This is a genomic window from Sphingomonas benefaciens (assembly GCF_052907485.1).
Window position 1 is genome coordinate 1,476,859 of sequence record NZ_JBREIC010000001.1, and the last position, 17,040, is coordinate 1,493,898.

Annotated in this window: 11 protein-coding genes and 1 pseudogene; 4 read left to right on the forward strand and 8 right to left on the reverse strand. The window is 69.6% G+C overall.

Annotated elements, in window-relative coordinates; genetic code table 11:
- Nucleotides 1-34: 34 nt before the first annotated feature.
- On the reverse strand, nucleotides 35-646 hold the full coding sequence (locus ACU5AX_RS07270) for a hypothetical protein (protein ID WP_446690242.1): 612 nt from the start codon (nucleotides 644-646) through the stop codon (nucleotides 35-37).
- Nucleotides 647-778: 132 nt separating this feature from the next.
- Between ACU5AX_RS07270 and ACU5AX_RS07275 the strand changes: the two genes are divergently transcribed.
- Both ACU5AX_RS07275 and ACU5AX_RS07280 read left to right on the forward strand, forming a co-directional pair.
- Nucleotides 779-1,453 carry a response regulator transcription factor gene (locus ACU5AX_RS07275; protein WP_446690243.1) on the forward strand — a complete coding sequence of 225 codons (675 nt, stop codon included), beginning with the start codon at nucleotides 779-781 and terminating at the stop codon, nucleotides 1,451-1,453.
- On the forward strand, nucleotides 1,450-2,790 hold the full coding sequence (locus ACU5AX_RS07280; RefSeq protein ID WP_446690244.1) for a sensor histidine kinase: 1,341 nt from the start codon (nucleotides 1,450-1,452) through the stop codon (nucleotides 2,788-2,790). Before ACU5AX_RS07275 ends, ACU5AX_RS07280 begins: the two co-directional genes overlap by 4 nt.
- Before the next feature lie 25 nt (nucleotides 2,791-2,815).
- Here ACU5AX_RS07280 and nagE read toward each other — a convergent pair whose 3' ends face one another.
- The 6 genes from nagE to ACU5AX_RS07310 form a co-directional block, all read right to left on the reverse strand.
- On the reverse strand, nucleotides 2,816-4,507 hold the full coding sequence (gene nagE / locus ACU5AX_RS07285) for an N-acetylglucosamine-specific PTS transporter subunit IIBC (RefSeq protein ID WP_446690245.1): 1,692 nt from the start codon (nucleotides 4,505-4,507) through the stop codon (nucleotides 2,816-2,818).
- A complete protein-coding gene (gene ptsP, locus ACU5AX_RS07290) occupies nucleotides 4,507-6,987 on the reverse strand; it encodes a phosphoenolpyruvate--protein phosphotransferase (RefSeq protein ID WP_446690246.1) in 2,481 nt (826 codons plus the stop codon). The genes nagE and ptsP overlap by 1 nt, the downstream gene beginning before the upstream one ends.
- Before the next feature lie 273 nt (nucleotides 6,988-7,260).
- A complete protein-coding gene (galA, locus tag ACU5AX_RS07295) occupies nucleotides 7,261-10,164 on the reverse strand; it encodes a beta-galactosidase GalA (RefSeq protein WP_446690247.1) in 2,904 nt (967 codons plus the stop codon).
- A complete protein-coding gene (gene nagA, locus ACU5AX_RS07300) occupies nucleotides 10,161-11,297 on the reverse strand; it encodes an N-acetylglucosamine-6-phosphate deacetylase (protein WP_446690248.1) in 1,137 nt (378 codons plus the stop codon). The genes galA and nagA overlap by 4 nt, the downstream gene beginning before the upstream one ends.
- Nucleotides 11,294-12,298: an SIS domain-containing protein gene (locus tag ACU5AX_RS07305; protein ID WP_446690484.1), complete on the reverse strand. Its 1,005-nt coding sequence runs from the start codon at nucleotides 12,296-12,298 to the stop codon at nucleotides 11,294-11,296. The genes nagA and ACU5AX_RS07305 overlap by 4 nt, the downstream gene beginning before the upstream one ends.
- A gap of 49 nt (nucleotides 12,299-12,347) precedes the next feature.
- Nucleotides 12,348-13,085, reverse strand: coding sequence for a GntR family transcriptional regulator (locus tag ACU5AX_RS07310; RefSeq protein WP_198351988.1), 738 nt, complete (start codon nucleotides 13,083-13,085; stop codon nucleotides 12,348-12,350).
- Nucleotides 13,086-13,237: 152 nt separating this feature from the next.
- Here ACU5AX_RS07310 and ACU5AX_RS07315 point away from each other — a divergent pair, with 152 nt between their 5' ends.
- A complete protein-coding gene (locus ACU5AX_RS07315; protein WP_446690249.1) occupies nucleotides 13,238-13,453 on the forward strand; it encodes a hypothetical protein in 216 nt (71 codons plus the stop codon).
- Here ACU5AX_RS07315 and ACU5AX_RS07320 read toward each other — a convergent pair.
- Nucleotides 13,363-13,962: pseudogene (locus tag ACU5AX_RS07320) on the reverse strand (copper homeostasis protein CutC); the annotation flags it as partial. The gene ACU5AX_RS07315 and the pseudogene ACU5AX_RS07320 overlap by 91 nt on opposite strands.
- A gap of 294 nt (nucleotides 13,963-14,256) precedes the next feature.
- On the opposite strand from ACU5AX_RS07320, the gene ACU5AX_RS07325 reads away from it, so the two are divergent.
- Nucleotides 14,257-16,977 (forward strand): TonB-dependent receptor, encoded by a 2,721-nt coding sequence (locus ACU5AX_RS07325; protein WP_446690250.1) that lies wholly within the window; start codon nucleotides 14,257-14,259, stop codon nucleotides 16,975-16,977.
- Nucleotides 16,978-17,040: the final 63 nt, after the last annotated feature.

The window sequence follows — 17,040 nt, forward strand, 5'->3', positions numbered from 1 at the left end:
GTACCGAACGGCGCCTTTTCCTGCGGCTACGTGATCAGGCGCGCGGGGCCGTGGCGGCAGGCGCCGCCGTCGGTGCGGCGGCAGGAGCCGGAGCCCCCGTCGGGACCGGTGCCGCGCCAGGCACGGGGGCCGGAGCGCCGCTGGCCGGCGGCGGAGGCGGCGGCGCGCCGTCGCCGGGGCCGCGATCGCCGTGCGGCGGCCGCGGGCCTTCCGGACCGCCCGGACCCGGGTGCGAACCGTGCGGCGGTTCGGCGGCATAGGCGCGGCCGTCGGCGCCGATCAGATAGATCGCATGGATCGACCCCTGGTCGTAGCGCCCCTGCGCGGTGATCGTCTGACCGATCGCGAAGCTGGGGCCGCCGGCGCGATCCGGGCCGGTTTCCACCAGCACGCGACCGCTGCCGTCGTCGAGCACGACGCGCCGACCATATTGTTCGACGATGCGGCCGCGCACGGTGGCGATCGGCGCGCCGATCAGCGGCGCCTGCAGATTGGCGAGCGACGCGATCCGCACCGGCGGCGCGGCGGCCATCACCCGCTCGGGCTGGACGGCATGGGTGATCGCCGAGCCGACGCCGCCGCCGGCGAGCAGCAGCGCCACGCCGGCCAGGGCGAAGCGAGTCTTGGAGGAAGCGAACGTCTTCATGGTGACTGTCCTTCGTTCTTGGTGACGAAGGCCGGTATAGGTGATTCGGGTCGCGGCCAGGCTGAACCGGATCGTTCAGATTGGGTTTGGGTTGGCGCAATAGGCGCAGCCTGTCGAAGAGGGACCTATTCGGTGCGTATTCTGCTGGTCGAAGACGACGAGGCGCTGGCAAGCGAGATCGCACGCGCGCTGCGGGCGGAAAATTGCGCCGTCGACGTCGCGCGCGACGGCGAGGACGGGCTGCATCTCGGCGACACCGAACGGTATGATGCGGCGGTGCTCGATCTCGGCCTGCCCAAGGTCGATGGTCTGTCGGTGCTGGCCGCCTGGCGCAAGGCGGGGCGCGATCTGCCGGTATTGATCCTGACGGCGCGCGACGCCTGGTCGGAAAAGGTCGCGGGCTTCAAGGCGGGTGCCGACGATTATCTGACCAAGCCGTTCCGTATCGAGGAGGTGGTGATGCGGCTGCGCGCCCTGGTTCGCCGTGCGGCGGGGCATGCGGCCGCGCGGATCACCTGCGGGCGGCTGGGCTATGACACGCAATTGGGGCATTTCGATCTGGATGGCCTGCCGCTCAAGCTGACCGCCTTCGAATGGCGCGTGCTGTCGGCGCTGATGCTGCGCCGCGAGGTCGTCGTCGACCGCGGCGAGTTGATCGAACGCGTCTACGAATATGATGCCGACAACGATTCCAACTCGCTCGAGGTGATCGTCGCACGGCTCCGCCGCAAGATCGGGGCGGAGATGATCGAGACGGTGCGCGGTCGCGGTTATCGGCTGACCGCGGGTGAGGGCAATCCGGCGTGACGCGTCTGTCGCTGCACGCACGCCTGCTGTTGATCGCCGCGGTCAGCGGCATCGCCGCCCTCGCCTTCGCCAGCGTGACGATCGGCGGCGTCTTGGAGCGGTTCGTCATGCAGGGCCTCGACGAGCGGCTCGATGCCGAAGTCGGCATGCTGGCGCGTGCGATCACGCCCGACGGGCGCCTCGATCCGGCACGGGTCGCCGATCTGCCCGGCTTCGACACGCCGGGATCGGGCTGGGGCTGGCGGGTCCGCAGCGTCGCCGGCTCCTGGCAGTGCGGCGCACCGATCGCCGACGCCCAGCCGCGCGGCGGGCCGCCCTTGGCGGGTCCTCCTGCCCTGCCACCCGCCGCGGGCATCGCACCAGGCGACGGGCGTGACCCGGACGGGCGCCGCATCCACCTGCGCCGACTGGTCGTACCGATCGGCGGCGGAAGTGCGGAGATCGTCGCCGGCGCACCGCGCGCGCTGGTCGAACGACCATTGCTGGCCGCGCGCGGCACGTTGGCGATCGCGCTGGCGCTGCTCGGCGCCGGCTTGGCAGCGGCAACCTGGGTGCAATTGCGGCTGGGCCTGCGGCCGATCCGCGCGTTGCAGGGGGCGGTGGCGCGGGTGCGGGCAGGCAGCGACGCGGCGCTGCCGCTCGACCAGCCGCGCGAACTGGTGCCGCTGGCCGAAGAGATCAACGCGCTGATCGCCCAGAACGCCGCGGGATTGGCCAATGCTCGCCACCATGTCGCCAACCTGGCGCATGGCTTGAAGACGCCGCTGGCGACGCTGGCGCTGCGTCTGGAGCGGGACGGCGCATCGGCGGAGGCCCGGGCACTGGTCGCGGAACTCGACGGCAGGATCGCGCACCATCTGCGGCGTGCGCGCAGCGCCGCTCCGTCGGCGGGCGAGCGGGCGCGCAGTTCGCTGGGCGAGGTGGCCACCGACGTTGCCGATGCGCTGCGCCATATCCATGCCGAACGGCAGATCGCCGTCGAAGTGACCGTGGCGGACGACGCGACGGTCGCCGTGGAGCGGCAGGATCTTGAGGAGATGCTGGGCAATCTCGTCGACAATGCCTGTCGCCATGCAACCCGGATGGTGGAGATCGCGACGGTGGCGGCGGAGCGCGCCTGGCAAGTCGCGGTGCTGGACGACGGGCCGGGCCTCGCCCCGGATGCGCGCGCCAAGGCGCTGCAACCGGGGGTGCGGATCGACGAGCGCGGCGAAGGCTACGGCTTTGGCCTCGCGATCGTCGCCGAACTGGCGGAACTGTACGGCGGTGCGCTGACGCTGGACGAGGCGCCGCGCGGCGGACTGGCGGCGCGGCTGACCCTGCCGAAGGCCGGCTGAGATTGTCCCGCTAGCGGGGTGGCGGTCACATCAGAAGGTGAACGACATCGTCGGCCGGCCAGGCGACCAGGCGCGCGGCGTCGGCCAGCGTCGCTTCGTTCACCGCGGCGCGCGATGCGACGCGGACCCGATAGCGGCCGGAATGCCGGGACGCCTCGACGACATTACCCTCGCCGCCCAGCGCCAGCGCCAGCGCCGCTGGCAGCTCGATCCGTGTGACCGGCGCCGCTGCCGCCGCCGACCCATCCGTCGGCGCGGCGTCGAGCGTCGCGCGCATGTCCATCGCCAGCCCATCGGCGATGCCGCCAACGATCACCTGGACGGCGGTGGGCGACGGGCGCAGCACGCCGCGTGCGCCGAGCGCCTTCAGCCGCGGCTCGTCGATGGCGTTGCTGTCCGCCACCACCAGCCGCAGCCGGGTCGTGCAGGCGTCGACCGCTTGCAGGTTGGCGGCGCCGCCAAGCGCCGCGACGAACGCCGCCGCCTTGGCATCCGCCGTCTTCGGCGCCGCCACGGCCGCGGTCTCGGCGTCGACCGGCTCGCGTCCCGGCGTCTTCAGGTCGAAGCGGACGATCGCCCAGCGGAACAGGCCATAATACAGAACGGCGTAGAGCGCGCCGATCGGCAGCAGCAGCAGCGGCCGGGTCGCCTTGCCGAAGTTGAGGACATAGTCGAACAGTCCGGCGGAAAAACCGTAGCCGAGCTTGACGCCGAGCGCGTTCATCAACGCCTCGGCCACCCCGGTCAGCAACGCGTGGAGCAGATAGAGCGCCGGCGCGAGGAACATGAAGCTGAATTCGATCGGCTCGGTGACGCCGGTCAGGAACGAGGTCAGCGCCAGGCTGAGCAGCATGCCGCCGACCGCCTTGCGCCGCTCGGGCAGCGCGCTGCGGTACATGGCGAGGCAGGCGGCGGGCAGGCCGAACATCATGACCGGGAAGAAGCCGCTCATGAATCCGCCCGCGGCCGGATCGCCGGCGAAGAAGCGGGTCAGGTCGCCGGTCTTGCCGTGGAAATCGCCGACGACAAAATAGGCGACATTGTTGAGGATGTGGTGCAGGCCGGTGACGATCAGCAGCCGGTTGAGCACGCCGAAGGCGAACAGACCCCAGCCGCCGGCCGCGACGACGCCTTGGCTGAGCGCGTCGACGCCCGCGCTGATCGCGCCATAGCTGGGGCCGAGCAGCCCGCCGATCGCTAGGCCGGCGAAACCCGCGAGGATCGGCACCAGCCGCCGCCCGCCGAAGAAGGCGAGATAGTCGGGCAGCTTGACGGTCGAGAACCGGTTGTAGAAGCCGCCGCCGACCAGGCCCGCGACGATCCCGATCGGAACCTGCAGCTTGTCGACCGCCGCCGCCTTCCACGCCGCCGCCAGCGTCGCGGCGACCGTGTCCGCCAGTCCGGTGGGGACGGTGCCGGGCGGTACGACGAAGAACAGTTGCGCGCTGTTGCCGATCACCAGATAGCAGACCACGCCCGCCATCGCCGCAGCACCATTGCCGTCGCGCGCGAAGCCGGTGGCGACGCCGACCGCGAACAGCAGGCCGAGATGGTTGAAGATCGCATCGCCCGCCGCGCTGACGAAGGCGATGTCGAGCAGGTCGGGCTGGCCGAGCCGCAGCAGCAGCCCGGCGACGGGCAGCACCGCGATCGGCAGCATCAGCGCACGGCCGAGCGGCTGCAGGAAGGTCATCGGATTGGGCAGGCCGCGCGGCATCAGCGGGACTCCTGGCTAAACGCGCGGGCGAGCGCACGGACCGCGGCGGGCCCGTCGGCGGCAAGGGCGGCACGGGCGTGGGCGGCGGCGGCCGCCCCATCGAGCGTCGCAACCAGGGCCTTGGTCGCCGGCACGCGCGCCGGCGGCACCGACAGGGTGCGCACGCCCAGCCCGATGAGGATCGGCGCGGCGAGCGGGTCGGCGGCAAGGCCGCCGCAGACGCTGACCGGTGTCTCGCTCCTGGCGGCAAGGTCGCAGGTGGTGGCGATCAGCCGCAGCACCGCCGGGTGCAGGCCGTCGATCCCGGCGGCGAGCGCCGGATTGCCGCGATCCATCGCCAGGACATATTGGGTGAGGTCGTTGCTGCCGATCGACAGGAAGTCGGCCTCTGCCGCGATCAAATCTGCCGTGGCAGCGGCTGCCGGCGTCTCCACCATCGCGCCGAGCTGCACCGGCGGGCCGCCGATCTCGGCGAGCAGGCGATCGAGCGCGGCGCGCACCGTGGCGAGTTCGCCGACGCTGGCGACCATCGGCACCATGATCCGGCAGGCGGCGCGATCCGGCACCGCCAGGATGGCCCGCAACTGCGCGTCGAGCAGCGCCGGCTGGGCGAGCGAGACGCGGATGCCGCGCACGCCAAGCGCCGGATTCTCCTCCGCCGGCAGATCGAGATAAGGCGCCGGCTTGTCGCCGCCGACGTCGAGCAGGCGGATCACCACCGGCTTGCCGCCGAGCGCGGCGACCACGCCGGCATAATCTGCCGCCTGTTCGTCGACCGACGGCGGCGCGCTGCGGTCGAGGAACAGGAATTCGGTCCGCAGCAGGCCGCAGCCTTCGGCCCCCTGCGCCGCCGCGGCGCGGGCATCGTCGACCGAGCCGAGATTGGCATAGACCGCGATCGGCGTGCCGTCGCGCGTCGTCGCCGGCCGGTCACCCGCGGCGCGGGCCGTCGCTTCCGCCGCCGCCCGCGCCTCGATCGTCGCCACCGCCGCCGCGCGGCGCCGGGCGTCGGGTTCGGCCACCAAGGTGCCGGCATCCCCGTCGAGGATCACGCTCGCCCCATCGTCGACGCCGTCGAGCGGCCGGCCGAGCGCCACCGCCATCGGGACGCCCATGCCCGCCGCGAGGATCGCGACATGCGAGGTCGGGCCACCCCCGGCGACCGCGATCCCGGCCAGCCGCGCGGCATCGAGCGCGGCGAGCTGCGACGGCAGCAGATCCTCGGCGAGCAGGATCGCGCCCTGCGGCAGCGTCAGCGCGGCGGGCTGCGTTCCGAGCGCCGCATAGACGACGCGCAGCGCGACGTCGCGAATGTCGTCGGCACGCTCGGCGACGCGGGCATTGCCCGATGCGCGGAGCCGCGCCCCCTGCGCTTCCGCCGCGGCAAGGATCGCGGCCGCGGCGGATGCCCCCGTATCGATCCGCCGCCGGGCGTCGGCGACGAGGTCGGGATCGTCGAGGATCGCGCGGTGCGCGGCCATTACCGCCGCGATCTGCGGGCTGCCCGCGGGCGCGGCGAGCGCCGCACCGACGCTGTGCAGGGCGGCGTCGAGCCGCGCCTGTTCCTCTGCGACCGTGGCGGCCGGGGGCAAATCTGGTTCGGCCGGCCTCAGCCAGCAGGCGGTGCCGATCGCCAGCCCCGGCGCGGCCGCGACGCCGACCATCGCGTCGGGGTCGACCGGAGCGGGCGCGACGGGAGCCGGCGAAGATCGGAGCGGAACATCCCCCTGCACTTCGGCCGTCAGCAGCGGGACGATCGCCGCGATCGCCGCGGCGGCGCCCGCCCCCCTCGCTTCGATCATCACCGCCGCATCATGCGCGAGACCGAGCGAAAGCAGGGCGACGGGACTGGTCGCCGCCGCCCGATCGTCGCCATGCAGCAACGCCACCTCGGCGCCGCTGTCCCGCGCCGCGGCGGCGATCCGCGCAGCCGGTCGCGCGTGCAGGCCGTGCGGCAGGCCCACGCGTATGGCGTGGCGGAGCGTCTCGCCGGTCGCAGTCGCGGCGGCGCCCGACGTGTCGGCGGCCGTGACGCGATACAGCGGGTCGCCGACCCGGATCGGCCCCTCGGCGGCGAGATCGGTGATCGTCGCCCCATCCGGCTCGACGACCAGCACCGGCGTCGCCGCAGCGGCGGCACCGCGCACCAGGGCGTCGAGATCGAAGCGGACCAGGGGATCGCCCGCACCCACCCGGTCGCCGATCGCGACCAGCATGGTGAACGGCGCGCCGCCCAACGTGACGCTGTCGATGCCGAGATGCAGCAGGATCTGGACGCCATTGCCCGCGTCGAGCGTGACTGCATGGCGCCCCGCATGGATCGCCGCGACGCGTGCATCGCAGGGTGCGTACAGCGTATCGCCGGTCGGATCGATCGCGAGACCGCCCCCCATCATGCCACCGGCGAAGACTGGATCGGGCACGCTGCCCAAGGCCATCGCCCAGCCGTCCAGCGGCGCCCTCACCATCACATTGGTCATCGCTGCATCATGGTCTGTCGCATCGGCGCATCGTATCCGATACCGTCGCCAGAACAATACCTATTGAAGACCATTTTGTGACGATCGTCAGCAGGTTCGCTCCGGCATCAAGGAGATGCTCGGGCGGCAGCTCCGAAGACGGGCCGCCGATCCAACGGAAGCGTCGGCTCCACGAGGCGGCAAGCACATCGTCCTGGACAAGCGCTATGCCGTCGTCGGCTCACGATCTACGGACAAGACGCCGCAATGCAACGGGAGCGGTCACGCCGCGGCTCACGACCGGGCGACGCCGACCCCGCCGGTGATCCCCGCCGGTGCCCCGGCCGCCGCCTCCACGATCAGCGTCACGGTGCGCTCGCCCGCGCCTGGCGGCATCCTCGCCACCAGCGGCCCGGCGGCGGCGTCGGTCTTGCTGCCCACCGACGCACCGTCGACGAAGGCGGTCGCCCGTCCGGTGATGCTGGCGAAGCGGATCGTGCCGCCCGATTGCATGACGCTACGCAGCGGGGTCACCTTGGCGCGATAGACGCGCCAGCCCGCTGCCGGCTCGGCCGGCGTCGCGACGCCGCTTCGCACCCATGCCCAGCTGTTGTTGTCGCCGGCACCGGGGGCGAGGGCCGCATCCGGTCGCATCGCCTGCAGCGGGGACACCCGCCAGCGCTCGACCCGCGTCTCGGTCGCGCGCGGCGGCACCTGTGGGCGGATCGGACCGGCCAGCCGGTCGACGCGGATCTGCGCCGGCTTCAGTCCGGCCGCCGTCGCCCGCAGGGTCAGCGGCCCCCGACCCGCCTCGGCGCGGACGATCACTTGCGCCAGGCCGTTGAACAGCGAGCGCGCATCGCCCTTCTCGCTCTCGTGGCTGTTGGGATCGCCGTTGCCCAGACCGATGATCGTCCCGCCCTCGATCGCGAAACGGACCGGCAGGTTGGCGGTCGGCACGTGCCGACCCGCGGCATCGATCGTATCCACGCTGAACGGCTGCGCGTCCTCGCCGTCGCCGACCATCACCCGCCGCGCCGGCGTCAGCCGCAGCGCCACCGGTCGGCCGGTCGTCGTATGTGCCGCGCGCGCGACGATCCGTCCGCCGCGCCAGGCGATCGCCTCGATCGTCCCCGGCGCATAAGGCACATTGAAACTGTTGCCCATGATCCGGTCGACCGCCGCTTCTCCCACCGGCTTGCCATTGAGGCGCAGCTCGATCCGCTCGGCGTTCGACATGACGAGCAGTGCGATCGGCTGCCCCTCGCGGCCCGGCCAGGTCCAGTGCGGCGCGATGGAAACGACCGCCCGATCGTCGATCCAATGCGCCCGATGGATGTCATAGGCAGTCTTGGGAAAGCCGCAGAGGTCGAGGATGCCGAAGAAGCTGGCGATCGTTGGCCAATCATAGGGCGTCGGCTCGCCGTGATAGTCGAAGCCGGTCCAAACGAAGCCGCCGGCGACGAACGGCCGCGCCGCGATCTGCTTCCAGGTCTCGCGATGCGTCGCGCCCCAGGGCGCGGCCTCGGTGTCCATCGAGGTGACGACATGCGCGGCCTTGTCGGTCGCATAGGCGCCGCGCGTCATGAACGCGCTGGTATCTTCCGAACTGGTCGTCGGCTTGGCCGGGTTGAGTGCGTGGAACCGATCATAGTCGCGCTGATAGTAATTGAACCCCATCACCTCGACCACGGTCGAGACGTTGACCGGTTCGAAGAACGATCCGTTCATCGCCGCGGTGACCGGCCGGCTGCCGTCGAGGCGATGGACCGCGGCGGCCATGCGGCGCACCATCTCGACGCCCGACGGGGTGCCCTGCATCGGCTCCTCGTTGAACACCGACCACAGGATGACGCTGGGATGATTGCGGTCGCGGCGCACCAGCCATTCCAGCTGCGCCATATAGTCGGGCGCAGGATTGAAGTTGCGGTTCTCGTCCATGACGAGGAAGCCCATCCGGTCGGCGAGGTCGAGCAAGGCCGTCGCCGGCGCGTTGTGCGAACAGCGGATCGCGTTGCAGCCCATGTCCTTCAGCCGCGACAGCCGCCATTGCAGCAGGGCATCCGGCACGGCGACGCCGACACCGGCATGGTCCTGGTGCAGGCAGACGCCCTTCAGCTTGACCGGCACGTCGTTGACGAACAGCCCCTTGTCCGCGTCGAAGCGCAGCGTGCGGAAGCCGACCGCGACACGGCGGCTGTCGACGGCGGCGCCGTTGCGTTCCAGCGTCACCTCGACGGTGTAGAGCGTCGGCTGATCGACCGACCACAGGCACGGCGATGCCACGGCGAGGTCGAGCGCAAGGTCGGCGCTGTCCAGCGTCGGCACCGTGACAGGCTGCGACCGCGCCTCGGCGACCATCGCGCCGGCGGGATCGAGCAGTCGCGCATGCGCCACCATCGGCACGCCCGTCGCCTCGATCGACCGCGCGGTGACGGTGACCGGCACATGCCAGCCGCTGTCGCCGCGGCGCGGATCGCAATGGACGCCGTCGGTGACGATCGATACCGGCGCGCGCCGCGCCAGCCAGGCATGACGGTAGAGGCCGGCGCCTTCGTACCACCAGCCCTCCATCGCGTCCGCATCGACGCGGATCGCGATCACATTGGGCTCGTCGCCGAAGCGCGCGAACGGCGTGATGTCGATATAGACGCTGTTATAGCCGGACCAATTGTGCGCGACGGTGCTGCCATTGACCCAGATCGTCGCATTGGTCGCGATCGCGTCGAGCTGCAGTTCCAGATAGCGGCCGCGATCGGCGGGATCGAGGCGGAAGGTGCGGCGGTACCAACCGATGCCGCGCGGCCGATAGCCCTGCGAGATGTTCGCCGTCTCGACGAACGGCTGGAAGCTGGCCCAATCGTGCGGCAGCGCCACCGCCTGCCAGTCGCTGTCGTCGAAGGCGAGCGCGGCCGCGCCGGGCGCATTGCCAGCCTTGGCGCGCAAATAGGTCTGCTCGTGATCCTTGGGCGGCGCGAACGGCAGGTCGCCGAGGTGGAACAGCCAGCCGGTATCGAAGCCGATGCGCGACGGATCGACAACCGGCAGTGGCGGCGGCAGCGTCGTGGCCACCGGCGGCATCGGCAGCGCCCCGGCCTCGCCATAGGTCAGGCTGCGCGCGTCGCCGCGGAACGGCAGGGCGATCGTCAGACCGGCGGCGGATGTTCCGAGAAGCAGCCCGCGCCGGTCGATCGTCATGCCTGTCGCCCCCCGATGGTTGTCACGACTGGCGCCATCGCCGTCGTCAATTGTACCCAGTCCGCCCTTAAGCCGGGGGCGAGCATGCCGCGCTCCCCGGACAGGCCCAGGAACGCGGCCGGGTTGCCGGCCGCGAGCCGTGCCGCTGCCGCCGGATCCAGCCCCAGCATGGCCATGGCGTTGGCAACGGCTTGTGCCATGTCGAGGTCGGAGCCGGCAAGCGTCCCATCCTCATAGGCGCAGATGCCGTCGGCGACATGGATCGCCCGCCCCTGCAGCACGAAATCCTTATCCGCCGCGCCGACCGACGACATGGCGTCGGTGACCAGCATCATCCGGTCGAGGCCGCGTGCGGCGATCGCCACGCGCAGCACCGCCGGGGCGACATGGACGCCATCGACGATCAGCCCGCACCACGGCCGCGGATCGTCGAGCGCCGCGCCGACCAGGCCCGGCACACGCTGCACCATCGGCGGCATCGCATTGAACAGATGGGTGATGCCGGTAAGACCGGCGTCGAACGCGGCGACCGCGGTATCGTAGGGTGCCTCGCTGTGCCCCGCGCTGACCAGCACGCCGGCCTTGGCCAGCGCCGCGATCTGCGCGATCCCCGCCAGTTCGGGGGCGAGCGTCACCATCACCCGCCCGCGCCGCGGCCGGGTCAGCAGCGCGACCATCTCGTCATCGAGCAACCGAAAGCGCGCGGGATCGTGGATGCCCTTGCGCGCGACGTTGAGCCACGGCCCCTCGATGTGCACGCCGACGATGCCCGGCACGCCCGCGGCGATCGCCGCATCCATGGCGTCCAGCGCCAGCGCGATCCGGTCGGGCGTATCGCTGATCAGCGTCGGCAACAGGGCGGTGGTGCCATAGCGCGCATGCGCGGCGGCGATTGCGGTGATGCCGTCGACAGTGGTCTCGTCGTTGAACAGCACGCCACCGCCGCCGTTGACCTGCGTATCGACGAAGCCGGGCATGATCCAGCCGCCGGCCAGGTCGATCGCGTCCGGCGCGTCCGCGGCGAGCGGGCGCAGCGCGGCGATACGATCGCCCGCCACCGCGATCTCGACGCCCGTCCAGCATTCGTCGCCGACCACGATGTGGCCGTTCACGTAACGATGAAGCGTCGTCATAGCGTGCGGGTCACCTTGGCGAGGTGCGGCGGCTGATCGGGGTCGAGACCGCGACGCCGCGACAGCCGCTCCGCCATGCCGTAGAAGCTCGCCAGCATCAGGATCGGCTCGATCGCCGGATGCGCGGCGGCGGCGGGCAACGTGCCCGACAGATCACCGGCATGCGCGCGCAGCACCGTCGCGCCACGCTCGGCGAAGGCGCGGGCGACGCTGACCACATCCTCGCCGGCCGCGTCGGACGTGGCGAGCGCAAGCACCGGGAACCCCTCGCCGACGATCGCCATCGGACCATGGCGGACTTCGGCGGCGCTGAACGGCTCGGCCTGCAATTGGCAGGTTTCCTTGAGCTTCAACGCGCATTCCTGCGCGGCGCCGAAGCCGTAACCGCGGCCGATCACGAACATCTGGCGCGCGTCCGCCAGCGGCTCGACTCCGGCGCTCCAGTCGCGTGCGACGGCCGCGTCGAGCATCGCGGGCAGATCGGCGAGCGCCGCCTTCAACGCCGCATCGTCCGACCAGGCGGCGACCAGCGCGGCCAGCCCGGCCATCGCCGCGATGCACGATTTGGTCGCTGCGACGGAACGCTCCGCACCGGCGCTCAGCGCCAGCAACGTATCCGCGCCGGTCGCCAGCGGCGATTCCTCGTCGTTGACTAGCGCCACCACCGCCGCACCGCCGCGGCGGTAGGCCTCAACCGTCGCCAACAGGTCCGGACTGCGCCCCGACTGCGAAATCGCGACGCACAACGCGCTTTGCGTCGCGACCGGCGCGTCGAAAATCGACACCACCGAGGGAGCAGCCGACGCGACGGGCACGCCGACCAAAGTCTCGATCAGATATTTGCCATAGGTCGCGGCATGGTCCGACGAACCTCGCGCGCAGGTGACGACCACCGCCGGGGGCTGGGCGCGCAACTGCTCGCCGAGCGCGGCGAGGCGATCGCCATTGCGCGCGAGCAGGCGTGCGACGGCGGCACCGGCTTCCCGGGTTTCGGCACGCATCAGCGTTTCGGCGGTCGCGGTAGTCACGTCGGTTCAATCCTCGAAAAGCTTAGCCGTCGGCGAGTTCGGCGACGAAATCGTAGCTGTCGCCGCGATAATAGGAGCGGGTGAACTCGACGACGCGGCCGTCGCGCAGGAAGCCGCGCCGCTCGATCAGCAGCCCCGGCGAGCCCGGATCGACGCCGAGCATCCGGGCATGGTCGGTGCCGAACGGCACTGCGCGCAGCCGCTGCAGCGCCCGCACCGGGCGATGCCCGGTCTGGGTCAGCGCCTCGTAGAGCGAGGTGCCGACGACATCGATGGACGGAAGGCTGAACCCCGCCATGGTCGACAATTCGAGCGCCATCGGCACATCGTCGGCACAGCGCAGACGCTGGAACCGATAGACCGGCTCGCCGGGCGAAAGCGACAGCGCCATCGACTCCTCGGGACTGACGATGCCGGTGTTGCGCGAAATCCAGGCACTGCTCGGCACGCGTCCGCGCGCGATCATATCCTCCGTGAAGGAGGATAGTTTGGAGAAGCTCTTCTCGACCCGCCCCGCGACGAACGTGCCCGCGCCACGCCGCCGGGTCAGCAGGCCTTCCTCGACCAGCCCCTCGATCGCCTTGCGCACGGTGATCCGCGACACGCCGTAATCGGTGGCGAGATCGCGTTCGGCAGGAATGGCATCGCCGCGGGCGATCACGTCCGCGGCGATCGCGTCGCGGATCAGCTGCTGCAATTGCAGGTAGAGCGGCGACGGATTGTCCTGCCGGAAGCTCCCGATCCTGCTCACGAAGGTCATCGACGACTCCTAGCTGGCCGCTGCGGAATGCATCGGCATGGAACGAGCGGAACGGGGAACGATCGACGCAGGATCGCGGTCCACATGCCATTTGTCCTATATTGGTTATCTCGTCAATGACGTGCCTCAGTCGGGCGACGGCATTGATGTCGGTGAGCCTAGGGTTGGGCCCGAAGCCCAGCCTCGACGATGCTTCGTCCTCCGGCCATGCGGCGCCGCTCGCGGAGCCATGCACCTCCCTGATGCCGGTCGCAGCGATCAAGGCCGCGACGTTATCGGCCTGCACCCCCGCCCCCGCCATGATCGAGCAGCGACCGTCGGCACGTGCGACCATCCTGGCGATCGTCGCCGCACCGAGGGCCGCGTAAGGCGCTCCGCCCGATGTCAGGATGCGGGAAAATCCCATCGCGATCGCCGGCTCCACGGCGGCGGCGGGATCGTCGAGCAGGTCGACCACGCGATGCAACGTCAGCGCCGGCGGCGCCTCCGGCCGCGCCAAGCCGTCGACCCAAGCCCGCAAGGCGGCTACGTCGAGCATGCCGTCGCGCGCCGCACCGAATACGAGGCCCTGCACGCCCTGCGTCCGCAATGCCGCCGCTTCCGCCGATGCAAGGGCGAGCATATCCGCATCATAGGCGAAGTCGCCTGGCCGCGGCCGCACCATGGCGTGCACCGGAATACCGGCCGGGCCGGCGATCGCGAGCACCGCGGCAACCAGTCCCTGCGACGGCGTCAGCCCGCCGAGCGCCAACGCGGCGCACAATTCGATCCGGTCGGCGCCGCCGGCGATGGCGGCTCGTGCCCCCGCCACCGAATCAACGCAAATCTCCAGACCGATTCGGCCGTCACGCCCCCCTCCCGTCATCATCCCTCCCATCGGGCGACCGCCATATCGTCAGCAGCGCCCGCCAGCCTATCCGCTTCTACGCATTCCGGTGCGATTTGCACGAGGTGTAGGGCCAATCCTATTCCTGAAACAATAATGCAGTTTTTCTGGTAGCGTCTTGGGTATGGATTGGTATACATACGTATACAGTAACTTGTCGGACGCGCCCCGGAAGCGGGTTCGCCGACGCAGGGACGGAACATGCCGCCGGTGATGACGGCATCGCTTTTTTGGGGCCCACCGCCCGGGGTGCGCCCGCGACCTTTATTGGGGGAGGATTCATCCATGCGTCTGCGCCACGTCATCCTCGTGACCACCGCTCTCGCGGGCCTTGCCGGCACCGCCCATGCCCAGACTGTCGATGCACCTACCCAGACGCAGGACGAAAGCGCGGTCGGGCAGAATAACGACATCGTCGTCCGCGGCATCCGCAAGAGTCTTCAGGACGCGATCGAAACCAAGCGCTCGACCAACGCCATCACCGACGTGATCAGCGCGGAGGACGTCGGCAAATTCCCCGACACCAACGTTGCGGAATCGCTGTCGCATCTGCCCGGCGTCACTGTCGACCACCAGTTCGGCGAAGGCGAGCAGGTCTCCATCGCCGGCGTCGAGCCCGCCCTCAACCGCGTCCTGATCGACGGCCATTCGATCGCGTCCGCCGACTGGGGCGGCAACCCCGGCGACCGGTCGAGCCGCACGTTCAACTATTCGCTGCTGTCGCCGGAGATCATCAGCCAGGCGGTCGTCTACAAGACGCCGGAAGCGCGTATCCAGGAAGGCGCCATCGGCGGCACGGTCGACATCGTCACGCGCAAGCCGCTCGACCTCAAGCCGAACACGCTGACCGCAACCGGCGGCTACGAATACAACGACCGTTCGAACAAGGGCAATTTCCGCGGCTCCGCGCTGTACAGCTGGCACAATGCCAGCGACACCTTCGCGATCCTCGGCTCGGTCAATTATGACAAGGAAAACCTCGCCCGCGCCGGCGTTGCTGTCTACGGTTATTTGACCGGCAGCCAGTTTACCACGACTAACGCTGCCGGTCAGACCGTCCTGCAGAACCCGAATGCGAAGATCACCGGTGGAACGATCGCTGATCTGCAGACCGCTCGTCTGCCTGCGTTCCTCGCTCACGAATATTTCCAGCAGACGCGCGAGCGTCTCGGCTTCACCGGCACGATGCAGTTCAAACCGGCGGACAATTTCACGCTGACCGCCAATGCGATCGTCATCAAGGGTAATTACGACAACTTCAGCAATTCCGAATACAGCTACAACGTCCGCGGGTCGCAGCTGACCGCGGCGACGATCAGCAACGGCCTGATCACGTCGGCAACCTTCGCCGCCCAGCCCAGCACCAGCAAGACCTGGATGGGTGAACTCGACACCAACTTCCGCCGCACGCGCATCTCGAACCAAAGCTATACGGCCCTGTTCGACTGGGATCTGGACGGCGGGTGGAAGGTCACCGGCAACGGCGGCTATACCCGCGCGACGGGGGGCAAGGACCCCGAATATCTGCTGAACTTCCGCACGCGTCAGGGCTTTACGGTTGGCGCCAACGGCCGCAACACGCTGCTCAACTGGGATTATCCGGCGAGCGACGGCACGCAGTGGATCAGCACCTCGCCGGCAGAATCGAGCCTCCAGACGGAAGCCGCGGTGCTCGCCAAGACCAACGGCGCGGGCTTCTACGGTGCGCAGATCGGCGGCATCACCTCCGCGGACAACACCGTCGACCAGGAGAAATTCGGTCAAATCGACTTCACGCACGACCTCGATGGCTTCTTCAAGAAGCTGTACTTCGGCGTGCGCGTCAACGTGCACAACAACCAGCAGACGACCTACGGTGGCGCGACCTTCACCAACAACTTCTTCACGCTTGCCGACCTGGGCGCCTATACGCTCGACAGCAGCGTGTATGACGGCCTGTCGACGTCCGGCAACGGCACGCCTTATGCGACCTTGACCCAGGAGAATGCGATCAAGGCGCTGACCGCTGCGGGTACGCTCAACGTCACGCGTGCGCTCGACACGGGATCGTTCTTCAAGGTGCAGGAGCGGATTGGCACCGGCTATGTCCAGCTCGATTACGCCGCGGGCAAGTTCCGCGGCAATATCGGCGGGCGCTTCGTCCGCACCCGCGACATCTCGTCCTATTATCTCTCGTCGAACAATCAGACGGCGCTCGTCGTCGCACCGCGCACCGACGATCGCTTCCTGCCTTCGGTCAACGTCGCTTACGACGCCAGCAGCTCGGTCGTCCTGCGCGCCGCCGCGGCGAAGGTCATCGCCCGTCCGCGGTACAGCGATCTCGCCGGCTCGCTGTCGCTCGACGACACGCAGCGCACCGGCAGCGGCGGCAACCCCGATCTGAAGCCCTATGCCGCCACCAACTTCGGCCTGTCGGCGGAATGGTATTTCGCACCGGCCAGCTATTTCTCGGGCGAGGTCTTCTACCGCGACATCACCAACTATATCGGCAACCAAACGGTCGAGCAGCAGATCACTAACCAGCTGACCGGAAACACCTATACCTACAGCGTGTCGCGGCCGGTGAACGGTGGCAAGGCATCGGTAACCGGCTTCTCGCTGACCGCCCAGGCCAACCTCATTTGGGGTTTCGGCATCCAGTCGAACTACACCTTCGCCAGTGCCGACACCGGCACCTCGGGCCAGGGCCTGCCGTATCTCTCGCGCGATACCTATAACATCGTGCCCTACTTCGAATCGGGCCCGTTCCAGGCGCGCCTGAGCTACAATTACCGCTCGAAGTATTTCTACGGCTTCGGTCGCCTGCAGTCGTCGAACTATACCGACGCCTATCGCCAGCTCGACTTCTCGGCGTCCTACAACATCAACGAGCATTTCCGGATCACCGCCAACGCGTCGAACCTGCTCGACGAGACCTATTATCAGTACAGCAGCACGCCAAGCGCGCCGACCGCCATCTACAAGAACGGGCGTGTCTTTTCGCTGACTGGTACCGCACGCTTCTGATCAGACTTCCTCCGGAGGCGGCGTCCTCATTCCATGCCGCTTCCCTCCTCCACAGCCCCGGCG

Coding starts and splice junctions, on each gene's coding strand:
- ACU5AX_RS07325 (WP_446690250.1), top strand. CDS start 14,257: ATGCGTCTGCGCCACGTCATCCTCGTGACCACCGCTCTCGCGGGCCTT.
- ACU5AX_RS07305 (WP_446690484.1), bottom strand. CDS start 12,298: ATGCGTGCCGAAACCCGGGAAGCCGGTGCCGCCGTCGCACGCCTGCTC.
- galA (WP_446690247.1), bottom strand. CDS start 10,164: ATGACGATCGACCGGCGCGGGCTGCTTCTCGGAACATCCGCCGCCGGT.
- nagE (WP_446690245.1), bottom strand. CDS start 4,507: ATGCCGCGCGGCCTGCCCAATCCGATGACCTTCCTGCAGCCGCTCGGC.
- ACU5AX_RS07310 (WP_198351988.1), bottom strand. CDS start 13,085: ATGACCTTCGTGAGCAGGATCGGGAGCTTCCGGCAGGACAATCCGTCG.
- nagA (WP_446690248.1), bottom strand. CDS start 11,297: ATGACGACGCTTCATCGTTACGTGAACGGCCACATCGTGGTCGGCGAC.
- ptsP (WP_446690246.1), bottom strand. CDS start 6,987: ATGACCAATGTGATGGTGAGGGCGCCGCTGGACGGCTGGGCGATGGCC.
- ACU5AX_RS07270 (WP_446690242.1), bottom strand. CDS start 646: ATGAAGACGTTCGCTTCCTCCAAGACTCGCTTCGCCCTGGCCGGCGTG.